We start from the raw sequence: 15372 nt of genomic DNA, 5'->3' as shown, positions 1-15372 counted from the left end.
GTAGCGGCCCCTTGGGTGTGTGGTGTGGCGCCCTTATACGGGCAGTTGCAGGCTGATCGGCGAGCCCACGAAGGCCGCCCGTTTCTGCGCATCGGTGGTGCCGGCCGGCCAGACGACCTGCTCTGGGTTGAAAGTGCCGGATTTGATCACTTGGGCCTGCTGGTCGGCAGCGGTGGCGTCCACGGCATAGGCGGTGATGTACACGGCCTTTTCGCGGCCATCGCTGGCCGCCGAATCCCAGGCGACCACCTTGCCGCTGGCCTCGACGACGCCCAGGGGCGTCTTCTCCAGCAGGTTCTGGCCCAGCAGGATGGTGACCAGGGTGGTCTGGTACGAGTCGGAACCGGTGACCCAGTTGTCGACGGGCTGTTCAACGATGGCCATCAGACTTTCGCTCCCGTGGCTTTGGCCCAGCTGGCTGCGATGCCCTGGGCCTGGGTGGGTTTGGCGTCGCCAGCACCAGCGGTGAGGTTCGGCTGTTCTTCAGCGGCCATCATTTTGTCCAGCGCGGTGCTGGCATCGAGGGCGGCGCCCTGCTCTTTCGGCGCTGCGGCCAAGAGTGCAGCGGCCTGCTCGACGCCCATGTCCGTGTTGAACGCCAGGTGGCTGGCGAGCTTGCTGCGGCCTTCGGCCTCGGCGTGCTGCTGAATGCCCTGGACGCGAGCGCGCTCGGCGCTGGCGGTTGCAGCAGCATCAAAGGGTGCTGCCGGCTGACTACCTGCCTGCGCAGGTGGGGCAGCTTCGGCAGATGGCGCGGGGGTTGTCCCGGTCATGCGTGTGGCTCCTATGGTGGTTGTCCTGCCCTGCGTGGACAGATACTCAGAGAACTCGGCCACCGCCTCATGCCCGTTGACCAGGCCATCAGCGAAGCCGACATCGATTGCCGCCTGGCCGCGGAACACCGCGGCTTCGGTGGCCAGTACCGCCTCTACGGAAAGCCCCAGGTTGCGGGCCACCAGCTGGGCGAATTGTTGGCGCAAGGCGTCGGTGTCGGCCTGGAAGCGCCTCAGCACCTCGGCGGGCAGATCCTCGTAGGGGTTGCCCTCCACCTTGTGCGCCCCGGAGTGGATGAGCGTGACTTTGATGCCCTCCTGCTCCAGATAGTCTTCGTAACTGGCGTGGGCCATGACCACGCCCACCGAGCCGACGTAGCCGGTCTGGGTGATCAGCCGGCGGCTGGCGGCGCTGGAGAGCGCCATGCCTGCCGAACAGGAGGAGTCGCAGGCCAGCGACCAGATCGGCTTGCCGGCCAATTGCGACAGCTGCTGCAGGCGGTCGGCGGTATCGAAGCAACCGAACACTTCGCCGCCCGGCGTGTGCATGTCCATCAGCACGCCCTTCACGTCCGGCTCGGCGAACATCATGGCGGCGCGGTTGATGATGCCGTCGTAGCCGGTCATACCGCTGTAGGGCTTGAGGTTGCCGGTCTTGTGGGCCAGGGAACCCTTGACGTCGAGCAGCGCGACGCCGTCCACGACCTGGAACAGCACTTCCTCTTCGCCCCAGCGGTTGGTGGCAGTCTTGCTGTAGCTGCGGGCATCCACCCGCAGCTTCTGGCTCATGTCGACGGCACCCTGCTCGTCGCTGAGCGAGGCGATGCCGAGGCGGCTGCTCAGGGCACTGAAAAACACCCGGGCGTAGCCAGGCTCCAGCAACAGGGGCGTGTTCAGCACCCGACTGGCGATGTGGGGATATTGGTTCATGGCCTGTCCTATTCGGTGGGCTCGGCGACTTCCGGCGATAGTTCCTGCGTGCGCATCCAGCTCGGCGGCGGCAAGCCTGCCTCCCGGCGTTCGTTCATTTCGCGCACCTGCTGGGCGAAGGTTTCCTGATAGTCCTCACCGAGAATGGCCAGCTCCTTCTCGTAGGTGCTGAGCCCTTCCTGGATGCGCAGCACCGACTCTTTCACCTCTTTGAGGCCATCGATGGCCAGGCGGCCGGCGCCGATCCAGTCGCAGTTGCACCAAGAGGCGCGAGCTTCGTAGAAGCCGCGGGCAGCATTGCGCGGTAGCGTGAGCAGACGCCGCTGCAGTGCTTCCTCGAACGCCAGCACGAACAGGTGCGTGGCGAAGCGCGAGGCGATGACCTTGCGGCGGCCCATGTAGTAACGCCAGCCTTCCATCATCGAGGCGCGAGCGCTGCTGTAGGTGCTCTGCCGGTAGTCGCGGGCAAACGGTTCATAGGGCACGTTGAGCCCCGCTGACATCCAGCGCAGGATGCTCGACTCAAATTCGGCATAGCCATTGTCGACGTTGCCGCTGGTCTGCAGGTGCAGCTTCTCGCCCGGAAACAGGTGCGGGATCTTGACGCCGTTCAGCGACAGCTTGCTGCCGGTGTTGAAGCTGTTCACCGCCATCATGTACTTGGTGATGTTGCTTACGCCCTCATCACCAGCGCCGATGATCTCCAACGCCGCATCGGTGCCCATCTCACTTTCGATGGTCGCTGCGTACATGGCGTTGACGATCGCGTTCTGTAGCTTGGTGTGCTGCAACTTCGGCAGCATGTGGCTCTGCTCGAGCACGCTCAGGAACTGGTTGGCTCCGCGGGCCTGGCCGTCCTCGGTTGGCTCGAACACGTGGATGAACTTCAACCTGCCATTGGCCGCCTCGCGCTCGACCCGGCGCCACTCGCGACCATAGCCGTTGCCCAGCCCCATACCACCCGAGGCCAACTGCCGAACGTGGTAGGCGATGGCCACGCCGTTGCGGTCGAACTCCACGCCACCGCGAATGGTGGCAGTGTCCGACCGATCACCGGGGTTACCGATGCGCTTGGGGCTGACCATACGTACTGCAGTGCGCATAGGTGTGCCACGTCGTTCGACCCACTCGGCAGCGGCGGATATCTCGCCGAGCCGGGTGTGGGTGCCGACCGCCTCGCGCACCATCATGGTGGCCGTGCGTTTGCGCTCCACGTCGAGCCAGCAGCCCACGGGATCCTCGGCAAACTCGAACCACCAGGCCTCGACATCCTCGGCAAAAGCGCGGGCGTCCGCATCGCTGATGCCCAGGCGCTTCCAGCGTGGCTTGTAGCTGAGGCGGAACAGGTGACCCACGATGTTATCGATGTGCAGTTGCACGCCGTTGGCGGCGAAGGCGTTATTGCGGGTGACGTCTTCAGCGCGAGCGTTGCCAAGCTTGAGGTTCGGCAGCAGCGCGGCGTCCATGCTCTTCATAGCCGGTAGCCAGCGCTCCAGCTGACCACCGAAACCGCCCGCGGCGCCCTGCCAGGTGCTGAGCTGCTCGCGCGCGGGCAGACCGTTGGGGGCCAGGATCTCGACTGTCTTCATGCGATCACACCAGCTGGGCCACGACGGCGCGGGCCGCCGACACCCAGCTGGCCCTCCAGTTGGCTGATGTAGTTTTCGAGGTCGCGGCGGTTGGCCGGTGAGAAGTCCACCTTCTTGCCGTCGCGCTGGATGCTCACCGTGCTTTGCCCGGTGAGCAGCAGGTGCAGCGCATTGCGCGCCTCCTGTAGCTGGTGCTGCTGGGTGATCATCAGTCGTCTCCGTTCATCATCCGGCCAAGGTCGGCCAGGCTCATGCCGGCAGGCTTGGCGGCCGGCGGCGGCGGAGCGGTTGATTTCCCGTCTTCCGCTACCAGCGGCGCCTGCTCGTCGGCTTCGGCCAGCAGGTCGACCTGCATCAAACCGGCTTCGATATCGTCCCAGTCGCTCGGCGATTTCAGGTGCAGGCGCATGTAGCGGGCCAGGTGGATCTGGTAACCCTCGCAGTCCAGCGCCTCGTTCGCGGCGCCGGCCTTCTTCTGGTACACCTTCTTGCCACCGTGCTTGCGGCTGGGCGCTTTGACCTCGGCCAGCAGCTGGTCGAAGTAGTCGGCGCGCACGCCCTTGTAGAAGTGCATGCGCCCCGGCCCGTGGCCGGTTACCTTTAACCGTTCGAACAGCAGATCCTTGGCCTTGGTGACACCGACCTGATAGACCTGCAGGCCGTAGCGCGAGGCCTTGGTGCTCTGCGTGTTGAGGTCGATCTTGCGCGGCGCAGTGAGGATTTCAGCGTCCACGTTGGTGCTGCCCTTGATGGCCAGCAGCTTGGCGAAGCGCTTCTTGCGCGTGCGCACGTAGTTGTAAACGGCGTCGTTGGTCTGGCCGTCCGAGGAGTCGATGCTGGCCGCGCTGACGCGAAGGCGGTAGCCCTTGGCGTGGGCATAGGTGCCGAACAATATGCGGTCGAGCTCAGCCCATACGGGGTCGGTCTTGTCCGATGTGCCGCTCTGCGCGGCAATCTCCGTCCACAGCACAAGCCAGCTTTCTTCGCCGCGCCCCCAGGCACGCAGGATCAGGGCGATCCGGTCGTGCTGCACGTCGACGGTGAGGAACAGTATCAGCCCACCGGCCGGAATGACCAGCTCGCGGTAGTCCTCGCAACGTTCGCGCAGCTTGTCCGCCTCGGGCAGGTCGGTGCGGTACTCGTACGCCCGGCCCTGCTTCTGGTTGACGAACTTGATCAGCTGCTTCGGGTCGCCGGCATCGGCAAGCTTCTCGGCTGCCAACTTCTCGCGAACCAGATCTGCCAGCGTGGTGCCTGGCAGGCAGGCGTAGAGCTCGCTGAGCTCCATGAAGCCAGCCTTGCCGTAGAACGGCGCCGTGGCCACCCAGCCGCGCATTGGATCGCCACGCTCTAACGCGTCAAAGCAGGTGCGGCGGATGTTGTCTTTGCGCTGGTAGTCATCCCACATGCAGGCGCAGTGCGGGCACCCGTACTTCGCAGTTTCAAGCTTGGCGTAGCCGTATACCTCGTGCGGTATGTCCCCAGCCTCGGGGCTGCCACTCAGGTAGGTGATGTGTTCGAAGTCCAGCACGTGGCTTTCGCCGCACTCGTGGCACACGATCGGCAGCACGCGCTGGTCAGTCTGCTTGAGGCGCTGCTCCGTCTTCGAGAGCCCCTTGAGCGATGGCGTACCGCCCACCACGGTTTTCGATCCTGGGTAGCGCTTGACCCGCTCCTCGAGCAGGCCGATGGCATCCCCCTGCCCCTTCACGTCGTCGCTGGTGTCGTCAGGTTCCTCGACCACGGCCAGGCCGACGCTGGATGTCGACTTGACGTTACCAGGCGAGTTGGACGCGACCAGTTTCAGGAAGCCGCCCGGGAAGCCTTTGTGGTTCCAGCGGTTGCCGGATTTCTTCGCGGTCTCCACATCGACCAGGCGCCCGACTGCCTCGTTGGCCCTGATGGCCGGCACCAGCTTCTCGTCGTGGAACGACTTGCCGTCCCCCTCCTTGGCGAACAGCACCATGATCGGCATGGGCCGGCCAGTGATGCGCTTGAAGATGAAGGCGATTAGGAAGTACGTCCACCCGATCTGGGCGGCCTTCATCAGGTCGACTTCCTTCACCTCCGGGTCATCGAGGGCCGCGGCAACGCCAAGGAAGTACGGGGTGTAGTAGAACTCGTAGAGGCCGTGGAGCACGCCCGCCTCGGCGGGCAGATAGAACTCGTTCTCGATGTACTCAGCTGTCGGCTGATCCTTCGGCGGGTTGAATTGCAGGGCCGCGTCCAGCAATACGACGGCCAAGTTTATCCGCATAGCCTCCAATTCGGCTGACTGTAGATCCAGCAATGCGGCTCACCCCGTCGCGGTCGATGCTGATCTGATGCTCGGCCTCCAACTGCTGGACGATCTTCTCCACGCCGCTCTGATACTCGCGGTTGGCGAATCCTGCCCAGTCACGTAAAGCCGACGCCGCATCAGCAGCCGGTACCAGCGTCCCCAATTTTTCGTGATAGGTCAGGCGGCCGTTGGCGGCCTTCACCGTGGATTCTTCAATGCGCGCTGAGTTGAGCGCTTCGACCTGGCTGCCACCGCGGCCGGCAGCCTTCTCGCGCAGGTCGCGAATGTAGGCGGTGCGGATCTGGTCGAGGCTGGAGACGGTCCAGTCGATGTCGAGCGCCTTGAGCACATCGCGGCAGTTGCGCTCGCTCATGTCCAGGTGCTCAGCGATCTCTTTCTGCGAAGGCATGAACCACTCCAAAGGCCCGAGACAGACAACCGGAAGCGGAACCCCCTATATGTCCGTCTATCTGAGAATTTTCCGCGGTCTACGTCGCCGCATGAGGCGACCCCCGCCGGGAGTACCTTTTTCTGTCAGGGGCGTGGCTCACCCCGCCGCCGGCGTTCGAGACCGTTCCAGCCCGATGCGCTGGGCCGCAGCACCGCGGCCAGGTTGCCGCGCGCCCGAACGACCAGCCCGGTGAAGATCGTGAGCAGCACCACCAGCGGCCACGCATGCCCAGGCAACACCAGATCGCCCTGCAGGATGTGGATCACCGCGGCACCCGAGCTGGCCATAGTCACGTAAGCCAGGCACGACATCGAGCGGCGAAATCGCAGCGCGCCACGCTGGAAGGTGAACAACCGAACGAAGAGCACCACGCACAACCAGAAGGTGGCCTGGGTCATGATCAAACTAGCCATCAGCGTCTCCCGTTACAGACGGCGGTGGCCCGCGCTTCTTGATCGCCACCACAGTGACGGTCACCACCAGAGCCGCCGCCGCAAATGCGGCAGGCCCTGAGTAGGCGAATGGCCGGATGCCTTGGAACTCAAGTTCGGACAGAGCCGGGCTGAACAGGTAGCCCATCAGCAGGCTGACGAAGAAGTACACGATTCGCTCGAGCAGCTTCAGGTCAGGGCGGGCCATCACGAACACCAGCGCCCCGCACAGCGCGCCGGTAGCCGCGTTGCCATCGACACCAGCGAAGAAGCCCGACAGCCCGGCACCCAGCGCACCGGCGACACCTATCGCTGCGACTGCTGGCTCGGCCATCACGAATACTCCCAAGGGGCCAAGGGCCTGAAACGAAGAAGCCCCGCCAAGTCGGCAGGGCTTCGGAAAGGTTGCCCCCGAAGGGGCGGTGACGGCGCGGGGGAGCGACCGTCGAGTTGCACAGCACCGTGCAGGGTGTTTATCGCGGGCACCGCAATAAAGCCTGGGCACCTTTTACCCCCCGACATGCAACGCCCGCAACGGGCTGTTTTCGCTTGAACGATTCACGCAGGGTTCACGCACGGTTCGCGCACGGTTCACGACAAACCACCCCGACGAACGGTCATAGGCCACCAACTTTAACCCCCACCCGATAGGCATCCCGATTCGCCCTGCCGGTCGCCTTCAACAGTTCCAGGCGCTTGGCCTCATCCTTCCCAGCCAACCGCACGGCACGCGCCCGCGATCGAGCAGCTGCGGCTGCATCGGTGCCACGCTCTGCCACATCTCGCTCGGCCGCTACGCCCGGCAGCACCTTGGCCAGCTCCTGATGCAGCTCGCCAACCCGCGTGCGATAAGTTCGCACGCTGATACCCAGCGTGTGGCACTGCGCGGCTACCGCCAGCTTCGGCCGCGACGTGTATCGCACCAGCGCCAGAAACTGCAGCGACCTTCCCTTCGACCCCAGGCCGCCATCCACTTCGTTTTTGGCGAGTAGCGCGATGCCCCTGCCGACGGCAGCCGAAGCCCGGCTCACTACAACCTCACACTCAACGCTCGACAGGCACCGCGACCCACCAACCGAACGCCCGCCCTCCTCACCCATCGTGCCCAATGGCGAGCGGATGCTCACATCCAGGGCCGGGCTGATCACCTCGTTGCCCCACGCCACCAACAGCGCCTCGATCACCTCATTCATCGCCCATCCCCCGCTCAAAACCCAACCCAACACAAAAACGCTCAACCCAACACACACCCAACACAACTAAAACCCTTTCAAAACAATGCTTTAAAGCAATGTGTGTTGGGTGTGTTGGGTTGGTAAGGTTTTTCAGAGCCTCGCGTGGAGAAAAAACGCAGCCGCTTGAAGGGTTACCCCTTGAAAGGGAAAGTGATTTTTTCCGCATACGTACGCGCGCGGGCGCGTAAACCCAACACACCCAACACACACCGCCACAGCGCCCGGAATTACTGGGCGCAATGTGTGTTGGGTTGCCAAAACCAACCCAACACATACCCGACACACCCAACACACTTTTGGCCGTAGTCATGCCGCGGCCTCCTGCACGTGGTCCCACTTGTCCACGTGCCACCCCGCCTTGCGGGCACGCGCGCGCCACTCGACCACATGCTTGCCCAGCTCGGCCGCAGTCGTGGATGGTGGCAGGAAGGACTCCTCATCCTTCGGGAAGAAGAACGCCGCGAACCGCCGCGTGTTGCGATCCGTCCAGGGGATGGCCCGCGTCTTGTCCACGTCCATCGTCGTGATGAACAGCGAGAACTTCGTCTGGCTCATCGAATGCTCCTTGCCCCGCTGACACCACTCGAGGAACATCGAATACAGGTCGCTGCTCAAGCACGCACCCCACAGGTTCGCGCCCAGCTCGCCAAGCCGCCACAGGTGCATGAACGTCTGCCACGGCGCCCGGCTCAACGCCACCAGGCGCTCACGGGCCGGCGTAACGGGCGGCTTGGTCTGCTTGTCGAAGTTGCCCAGGTCATAGGCCAGCAGCCAGGCGTAGAACGCCTCGACCCCGCCGTTATCCAGCTCGTGCTTGATCGCCTTCTGTCGTTCCTCCGGCAGTTTCGCCTCTGGCCACATCACCAAGAACCGCCGGTCGCTGTCGCTGATCGGCCAAGGCACGATCTCGTTCGAGAGGAACACCGCATTCATGTGCGACGCCTCCTCCCAGCCGTTCACGAATTTGGACTCGATGCGCACCGTCTGCCCGGTGATCAGCTGCTTGATCTTCCCCACCTGGTTGTACTTCTGGTCGCGGCTCACAACCTCCTCGAACACCGCCCACATCTTTCCGCTCTGCCAGGCGTTGAACGAGCCTTCCAGCTGCGTCTGGCCCACCGTGGCCGAGTACTGCCCGTAGATGCGCCCCATCACCACCGAGAACAACAGGCTCTTGCCCGAGCCCTCGGTCGTCGAGTGCATCAGCACCGCCGTATCCAGCTTCGCGCCCGTGTGCTGCAGCGGGTAAGCGAGGAAGCGCGACAGCCACTGCGTGGCGTCCTCGGCGTGGTTGCACAGGAACGACACCAGCCAGATCAGGTTCTCGCACGCCGCATCGTTGCGCTCAGGCTGCAGCGGCAAGCCCTCGAACGTGTTGATATAAACCTCGGGGTCATGCGTCATCGTCGGGTCGAACACGATGTGGTTCATGTCCACCACGCGCCGATCGGGGCTGTTCAGCCACAAGCTGTACGCATCGCCCAGGGCCATCTTCACCGCGCCCTCGGCGATCCGCCGTTTCTTCGCGTAGTCCCAGGCGTCCTTCGTCCCGTCGATGTACACATAGCGCGTCATCATCGGCATCGAGAAGTCGCCCAGCGCCTTGCCGGCCAGCGCTTGGGTGCGCTCGTTATCCTTCACCCATTCCTCGCTCACCCGCTTCTTGCGCTTGTCGGTGACCGCCTCCCATTCCTTGAACGACTCTTTGCCGATGTGCGCGATGAAGCCCGACTTCTTGATCTTCTTCGCCGCATCGATATCCCACACATGCGTGGTGCCCTCGATCAGCGCATAACGGCGCAGCAGCCAGGCCAACGAGAAACCTCCCCCCGGCCCCCCGGTGCTGGTGGTGCCGGCCTCGCTGTCGCCCTCTGCGTCAGATGGGGCCGGGGGAAGGTCATCAGCCTGCGGCGGCAACTCGGGCCCTGCGTCCGCCGGCGGCGCATCCGCCTTCGGGCCGCTCTGCTTCGTCACCTGCTTGCGCTTGCTCGCGTGATCCACCCCGAGCAGCTTCGCCGCGGCCTTCACCGCCGCCTTCTGGTCGCCATCGTGCTCGAGTAGGCAGAACACATCGAACGGGTCATTCCAGTGGCCGTTCGCCAACGGGTCCGCCCCGTGGTGCGAATACACCCGGCCTTCATCGTTGATCGAGATACCCGGCAGGCCCGTCGAGCTGCCCGGGTAGAGCCACTTCTTGCCACGCCTCATGTAACCAGCGGCCTGCAGCAGGCCCGCGGCGTCGTAGGCGCGGTTATAGGCATCCACCACCGACTCGCCCTTGCCGCTCGTGCCGGCCGGCACCGGCTTTGCCGCGGCGCCCTTCTTAGCAGCCGGCTCCGGCGCTTTCGGCGCCCACGGGCAGGCGTCCAATGCCATGCGCTTGAACACCTCCCAGTTGGTCCAGATGTTCACCAGGTCGCGCGGCAGCTCGCCGAACGCCTCACCGCTCGGCGCCGTTCGCCAGGTGTAGGGCTGGCCGGTACCGGGGTGGATCGAGGGCGGCAGCACGTCCTGCACATCGCCGCCACGCAGCTCGAACACCGTCACCGGTGCCAGCGCCTTGGCCTTGGCGCGCATCTCCGCTTCCAAGTCCTTGTCGCCGATCTCCTGCGCGCGCTTCACCGACCTGATGGCCAGCTTGTGCTTCGAGCCGTCCGGGTCTTCCGGGTTGGGCCACACAAGCGAATGCCGGCTGAACTCGCAGCCGGCCGGCACGGCGAACATGATGCGGAAGCGCTCAGGGTTACCCACGCTGGTCGCGTGTTCGGCGGCCACATCGTCCAGGCTCATCCCCAGCAGGTCGCTCAGCACCTGGCGCGTCCACTCCACGTGGTCGACGTCCAGCGAGCAGACACCGCTCGCACCGAGCAACACACCCATGTTCTGTTTCGGGTGTTTCGTCCAGTGCGCCTCGGCCTTCGCCGCGTCAGTGATATAGCCGCCGGGCTTGTTCCAGCCCTTACCAGTTGGGCCTTTTTCGCCCTCGGGGATCGGCACCAGGGCCAGTTTGAAGTGCTCGATGTAACGTCGCGCCCAGGCAGCGATGGGGGCCGGGGAAGTGGTTGAAGCCTTGGTCATTCGGCAGCCCCTTTCCTCAAGGCATGCGCGATGTGTCGGGCATAGGTGGCGACAGCACGCCAATAAGCGGCCATCGGGCCTTTACGGCGACGCCACGCGTTCTCAGCCTCAGCATTGGCCTGCTCACGCAATTGGCGGAATACCGGCTCGAGGCGAGCCCGATCCGCCTCTGGAAGATTAAGCAACGCCTTCCCAGCAGGGAGATTCAGTAAAGGGTTGAGGTATCCCATCAGCTCACCTCCTGCTTAGGCTTTGCAGGCTCGTTCCAAGCTTCGATCAGGCCCTCCATGGTGAAGGCCTGAACCGAGCGGCGGCATTCTGGACAGGTCAGCGACAAGTAAACGCCTTGGTGGTTGATGCCAGCCAGCGCGCCCTCATACGAGCAGTGGCATGGCTTGATCTTGGATTCACCCACGGCGCACCTCCCGCAGGCTCTGACAATCCACACACGTCTGGCACCCCGGCACCGCCAGGCGCCGCGCTGGCGGAATCTCGATACCGCAGCTCTCACAATGCTCTGCACTGATGGTGTAGGCCGGCGCTACCGCCTTGCGGTGAGCCAGGATCGCCCCAGCCCGCAGGTGTTCTTCGCGTTCGCTCGCGAGGTCGATTGCATCAGCCATCGCTGCGGCCCTCCATCGCTTCGCGCGCGCCGGCCATAATGCCCAGCAGCTTGCCGATCAGCGCATAGCCATGCTCCTCGAGGGCAGCCACCTCGTCAGCGTTCCACTGGTTGTCCGCCGCACCGCCCACCAGGCTGCCGACGAACTTGCCCTCTTTCTCCAGCAGCCGGCTCAGTTGCTTCAGCGCATCCTGGCTGGCCTGCACCGGCTTGGGCTGGTAGGTCACCACGCCGAACACCTGCTCGAACCACTCGCGCACCATCGGGCCGCGCGTCAGCTCGACCACGCGGGCCAGCTGCAGGGTGTTCAGGTGGTGCTCAGGGTAGGAAGTGGAGAGGCGTTTCTGGAAAGGGCCATAAGGCTCCTCGAGGATGGCGCACACCGCCGTGTGGCCGCCTTTGAACTCGCGGCAATCCAGATCGATCGCCGCCGCGAGCGAGCGCACTGGCCCGCCCGATAGTGCTGTGTTGGTGCTCATTGGTAGTAAACCCCGCTAACTACCATAGCCACAGGACGGGCAGCGCCCTATCCTATGGCCACAGCAGCCGAAAACCCCGATGTACGTGCTGTGCCCCGGGTAATTCGGTTGTTGAGGTGGAGCGGCTGGTAACCGCTCTACCGGAACGCCGGGTCAGGGTGAATACCTTGGTAAGTGGAACCCTGGTTCCGGCCTCTATTGCACCTGCCGCCGCAGCGTCAGGTTTGTCGCTCTGCTTACTGCCGGCCCCGATCCGCTGGTAAGGCCACGGTGCCGGCAGCGCCACCCCGCAATGCGGTGGTAAGTGGTGGCGGGTGATTCAAGCGACGCGCCGAGGCGCCGCTGCGTTCTTCAGGGCTTGAGGGTCGATGGTTATTCCCCTCGCTGAAGCCGCTGCGCAAATACGCATCGCGTAATCGGTCTCGCCGGTGTACTCGGTACGAGGGAGCGAGCTAGCCGCAAGCCACTTGTAGATAGCCCGAGGACTGACCTCACACACTGCAGCGGCTACCGCTGCGCCACCTGCGTCATCAATAGCTTGCTTAAGGGTAATCATGGAGCCTCCAATCGGCCCGAACAATGAACCTGAAGTACATATTAAACAGGAACTGATAGTACAGACAAGCTCGTGCGATGATGAACCTATGGTTCAATATTCCCCGACATCAAACGAAGCGTTCTCAATCCGCCTGAAAAATGCAGCACGTGCTGCAGGTTTTTCGGACTGGGGTATGGGCGCGCGCCTCGCATCCCTAACAGGGGTGACCCCTAAAGCCGCCAGTAAGTGGTTGAACGCTGAGGCGATTCCTAGGCGCGAGCTCGCTATTACTATCGCGAGCGCTCTCAACATCCGCGTTGAATGGCTTTTATATGGTCAGGGGCAGCAGTCCCAGCCTGGCCCGACTGTCAGCGGTCCGAGCGTTGAATTCAACGACAACGTTGAGGAAGCCCAACCTGAATACAAGAAGGTTAGGACCTACCCACTAATTAGCTGGATCGCAGCCGGCAACTGGGCTGAAGCATGCGACAACTACATGCCTGGGGATGGCGAGGATATTCTTGAGTCGAGCGCAAACGCAGGTGAGTGCGGCTACTGGCTCACAGTACGCGGGGACTCAATGACCTCACGGTCTGGCTTTTCTTTCTCAGAGGGCACGCGAATCTTGGTGCAGCCAGAAGGCTTCGAACTCATTAGCGGCAAGCTGTACATCGCCAAACTGATCGACACCGGAGAGACCACCTTCAAGTCCTACATTAGGGACGCAGGCGTTGAGTACCTCAAACCTCTAAATGACCAGTACCCCCCGATCCGGATTGATTCCAACGTCCAGATCATTGGCAGAGTGATAGATGCAAAGGCGCCACCTTCAGCATTTTGATGTGCCATAGGAAATATGTACTTTAGGTTCTTGACTGACATGAACCATTAGTACATATTTTGCCGTACCCACTTACCAAGGGCTTACGGCAATGAATCAGGCACAGCACAGCAAAACCCGCTGCCCGGTGGTGATCCACCCGGCAGCGGCCTCTAACCCCACCATCGTTCGCAGCATCCAGCAGGCCACCGGCCAACTGGTGATGATCGTCTGCGGCCGCCCTCAACTGCGCAGCCACACCCTGCCCGCCTTCGAAGACTTCAGTGGCTTCCAGGGAGGTGCGGCATGAACCCCACCATCCAAACCCTGATCCTTCAGATCACATGGCTTGCCCTGCAGATCAACAGCCAGGGCAAGTGGCACGTATTCACCGAGATATCGGGCCACTGCCGCCGCATCAACGTACGCGTTTTCGCTGCCGACACCGACTACAGCGGCGAACATAAAACAGTCATCCGGTTCGATACCACCTACGAGCACACTGGCGCCGAATACGACGACAGATTGCCGGTAGAGGTTAGTCAGCGAGCCCACACGGCGCTCCAGGGGCTGCTGGCAGAACTCGAGCCTTACCTCGACCTGCAGCAACTCGGCCGCGACACCCTCGCACAGGAAGCGACCCAGTCGGAGGTGGTGCAATGATCTACCTCATCCTCACCCTCGCATCGAACGATCTCCTGCGCGCCGCACTGATCCACGGCGGCAGCGTCATCCTCAAGCTGGCCCGCCCGGGCGACAGCAGCCAGGCAATCCGCGTGCACATCGACGCGGAGTGCAGCGAGCACCGCATCCGCCTGCGCGCCACCCTGGCGGACATCACCGGCGAACTGACGCTCGACCCGCTCGAGGCCGGCTTCTTCAATCAAGCCAAGCTGTTCATCGAAGACCTGGCCAACGGCCGGCTCGACACCGGCATTCCACGCCCTGAAAGCGAGCCTGCCCATAACCCCACGGCAACCCTGGGCACCGACGACGAACGCACCCTTCGCACGGTGTGTCGCCAAGGCGGCAGCACCACGCTCACCACCGGGACCATCGTCAACGTACACGCCAGTCCAGATGGATCGCGGTTCGTAGCCGTTGCCGCCCAAGGCACCAACACGCACCTGGCAATGGGCAGCTCGCAAGACGTGTACCTCTCGCTCGCCGAGCACATTCAGCAGCTCGCCGCCTGAGGTAACTGCCATGAACCGCGACCTGAAAGCTACCGCCCAGGTGCTGGGCCTGCGCGACCGCGAGTTGCGCAGCCGCCTGCGCGAGCTGCGCATCCTCAACACCGCCGGTGAACTGGTGATCGGCCCACGCACCGAGGGCCGCCTGTTCGTCGACCCACGCAGCCGCTGGAACAAGCGCTTCAACACCTACAGCCATTACGGCGTGGTGATGGCCACCGAAGCCGGCGTGACTTGGCTCGCCAAGCAACTGGGTATCACCGTCACCACCAAGCAGCCGCAACAGGCAGGGAGCCAAGCATGAGCAACAGTGCAATCAGCCACGCCATCGGCGCCCTCAAGCTGGCTAGCGTGCACGTCGAGCACCCCACCGCCCTCAGCGGCAAGACTCTGGCGGCCACCAGTGCCGAGGCCATCGAGCGCCTCAACGCAGCCTACCCGCACCGCGAAGAGCTCGGCCGGCTGTACGCCGAGCTGGTGCGCGTAACGCCGCTCGGCCACCTGCCCTACGTCTCGCTGGAGCCGCAAACCCAGTCGCCCTACCTCGCCCTGGTCGTCAACGCCGCCGGCGAGCCGGTGTATCGCCAGCGCGCCAAGTCCATCGAGGGCCTGGTCCAGCTGGTCGCCACGCGCTTCGAGCCGCAGGCCAAGCCATGACGGAGGTCCCGCAAACCACGCTCGAGCAACTGCGCCAACGCTACTCGGCCAACTACATCACCGCCGAGCAGCTGCTGGCCGACCACCTGCCGCACATCAAAAGCGTCGCCTACCTGCGCCGCAAGATCGCCGCCGGCGGCCTGCAACAGCTCCAGCTCTGGAAGCTGGACCCCAATTCCAAGCGGTCACCCTGGGTCATCTACCTGCCCACCCTCGCCAAATGGCTCGACCGCCAGCAAGAACACGCCGCCAAACAAGCGGCATAACCGGCCCCACCAAGGTCACCACCAAGAGG

21 protein-coding genes are annotated in these 15372 nt (G+C 63.6%); 7 read left to right on the top strand and 14 right to left on the bottom strand.

Going from position 1 to position 15372, the window contains the following annotated elements; all coding sequences use genetic code 11:
- Window positions 1–33 precede the first annotated feature (33 nt).
- The 14 genes from BVH06_RS22085 to BVH06_RS22020 form a co-directional block, all read right to left on the bottom strand.
- Window positions 34–384 carry a head decoration protein gene (locus tag BVH06_RS22085; RefSeq protein ID WP_075935494.1) on the bottom strand — a complete coding sequence of 117 codons (351 nt, stop codon included), beginning with the start codon at window positions 382–384 and terminating at the stop codon, window positions 34–36.
- A complete protein-coding gene (locus tag BVH06_RS22080) occupies window positions 384–1703 on the bottom strand; it encodes a S49 family peptidase (protein WP_075935493.1) in 1320 nt (439 codons plus the stop codon). The genes BVH06_RS22085 and BVH06_RS22080 overlap by 1 nt, the downstream gene beginning before the upstream one ends.
- 8 nt (window positions 1704–1711) lie before the next feature.
- Window positions 1712–3292 carry a phage portal protein gene (locus tag BVH06_RS22075; RefSeq protein ID WP_075935492.1) on the bottom strand — a complete coding sequence of 527 codons (1581 nt, stop codon included), beginning with the start codon at window positions 3290–3292 and terminating at the stop codon, window positions 1712–1714.
- Window positions 3289–3501, bottom strand: coding sequence for a gpW family head-tail joining protein (gpW, locus tag BVH06_RS22070; RefSeq protein ID WP_083652157.1), 213 nt, complete (start codon window positions 3499–3501; stop codon window positions 3289–3291). Before gpW ends, BVH06_RS22075 begins: the two co-directional genes overlap by 4 nt.
- Window positions 3501–5537, bottom strand: coding sequence for a phage terminase large subunit family protein (locus BVH06_RS22065; RefSeq protein WP_218189504.1), 2037 nt, complete (start codon window positions 5535–5537; stop codon window positions 3501–3503). Before BVH06_RS22065 ends, gpW begins: the two co-directional genes overlap by 1 nt.
- A complete protein-coding gene (locus BVH06_RS22060) occupies window positions 5473–5982 on the bottom strand; it encodes a hypothetical protein (protein WP_075935491.1) in 510 nt (169 codons plus the stop codon). Before BVH06_RS22060 ends, BVH06_RS22065 begins: the two co-directional genes overlap by 65 nt.
- Before the next feature lie 125 nt (window positions 5983–6107).
- Window positions 6108–6437, bottom strand: a complete 330-nt coding sequence (locus BVH06_RS22055; protein ID WP_075935490.1) for a phage holin family protein — start codon at window positions 6435–6437, stop codon at window positions 6108–6110.
- A complete protein-coding gene (locus BVH06_RS22050) occupies window positions 6430–6789 on the bottom strand; it encodes a putative holin (protein ID WP_075935489.1) in 360 nt (119 codons plus the stop codon). The genes BVH06_RS22055 and BVH06_RS22050 overlap by 8 nt, the downstream gene beginning before the upstream one ends.
- 283 nt (window positions 6790–7072) lie before the next feature.
- Entirely contained in the window at window positions 7073–7648 is a 576-nt protein-coding gene (locus BVH06_RS22045) for a hypothetical protein (protein WP_075935488.1), read from the bottom strand.
- A gap of 348 nt (window positions 7649–7996) precedes the next feature.
- The gene (locus BVH06_RS22040) at window positions 7997–10768 is read right to left on the bottom strand and encodes a bifunctional DNA primase/polymerase (protein ID WP_075935487.1); all 2772 of its coding nucleotides are present in this window, start codon (window positions 10766–10768) and stop codon (window positions 7997–7999) included.
- Complete coding sequence (locus BVH06_RS22035; protein ID WP_075935486.1) at window positions 10765–10998, bottom strand: hypothetical protein; 234 nt, start codon at window positions 10996–10998, stop codon at window positions 10765–10767. Before BVH06_RS22035 ends, BVH06_RS22040 begins: the two co-directional genes overlap by 4 nt.
- Complete coding sequence (locus BVH06_RS22030) at window positions 10998–11183, bottom strand: hypothetical protein (RefSeq protein WP_075935485.1); 186 nt, start codon at window positions 11181–11183, stop codon at window positions 10998–11000. Before BVH06_RS22030 ends, BVH06_RS22035 begins: the two co-directional genes overlap by 1 nt.
- Window positions 11176–11391, bottom strand: a complete 216-nt coding sequence (locus tag BVH06_RS22025) for a TraR/DksA C4-type zinc finger protein (RefSeq protein WP_075935484.1) — start codon at window positions 11389–11391, stop codon at window positions 11176–11178. Before BVH06_RS22025 ends, BVH06_RS22030 begins: the two co-directional genes overlap by 8 nt.
- Window positions 11384–11869, bottom strand: coding sequence for a phage regulatory CII family protein (locus tag BVH06_RS22020; protein ID WP_075935483.1), 486 nt, complete (start codon window positions 11867–11869; stop codon window positions 11384–11386). The genes BVH06_RS22025 and BVH06_RS22020 overlap by 8 nt, the downstream gene beginning before the upstream one ends.
- A gap of 554 nt (window positions 11870–12423) precedes the next feature.
- Between BVH06_RS22020 and BVH06_RS22010 the strand changes: the two genes are divergently transcribed.
- The 7 genes from BVH06_RS22010 to BVH06_RS21980 all read left to right on the top strand — a co-directional run bounded on the left by BVH06_RS22010 (window position 12424) and on the right by BVH06_RS21980 (window position 15343).
- Entirely contained in the window at window positions 12424–13248 is an 825-nt protein-coding gene (locus BVH06_RS22010; protein ID WP_256575242.1) for an XRE family transcriptional regulator, read from the top strand.
- Window positions 13249–13339: 91 nt separating this feature from the next.
- Window positions 13340–13537, top strand: coding sequence for a hypothetical protein (locus BVH06_RS22005; RefSeq protein ID WP_075935480.1), 198 nt, complete (start codon window positions 13340–13342; stop codon window positions 13535–13537).
- Window positions 13534–13890: a hypothetical protein gene (locus BVH06_RS22000; RefSeq protein ID WP_075935479.1), complete on the top strand. Its 357-nt coding sequence runs from the start codon at window positions 13534–13536 to the stop codon at window positions 13888–13890. Before BVH06_RS22005 ends, BVH06_RS22000 begins: the two co-directional genes overlap by 4 nt.
- Window positions 13887–14423 (top strand): hypothetical protein, encoded by a 537-nt coding sequence (locus BVH06_RS21995; RefSeq protein ID WP_075935478.1) that lies wholly within the window; start codon window positions 13887–13889, stop codon window positions 14421–14423. The genes BVH06_RS22000 and BVH06_RS21995 overlap by 4 nt, the downstream gene beginning before the upstream one ends.
- A gap of 10 nt (window positions 14424–14433) precedes the next feature.
- Window positions 14434–14724, top strand: coding sequence for a hypothetical protein (locus BVH06_RS21990; RefSeq protein WP_075935477.1), 291 nt, complete (start codon window positions 14434–14436; stop codon window positions 14722–14724).
- A complete protein-coding gene (locus tag BVH06_RS21985; protein WP_075935476.1) occupies window positions 14721–15077 on the top strand; it encodes a hypothetical protein in 357 nt (118 codons plus the stop codon). Before BVH06_RS21990 ends, BVH06_RS21985 begins: the two co-directional genes overlap by 4 nt.
- Window positions 15074–15343: a pyocin activator PrtN family protein gene (locus BVH06_RS21980; protein WP_075935475.1), complete on the top strand. Its 270-nt coding sequence runs from the start codon at window positions 15074–15076 to the stop codon at window positions 15341–15343. Before BVH06_RS21985 ends, BVH06_RS21980 begins: the two co-directional genes overlap by 4 nt.
- Window positions 15344–15372: the final 29 nt, after the last annotated feature.

Origin of the sequence: Pseudomonas sp. PA27(2017) (genome assembly GCF_001945445.1) — a bacterium.
Taxonomy (GTDB): domain Bacteria; phylum Pseudomonadota; class Gammaproteobacteria; order Pseudomonadales; family Pseudomonadaceae; genus Aquipseudomonas.
This window is presented reverse-complemented; position numbering and strand designations above follow the sequence as displayed.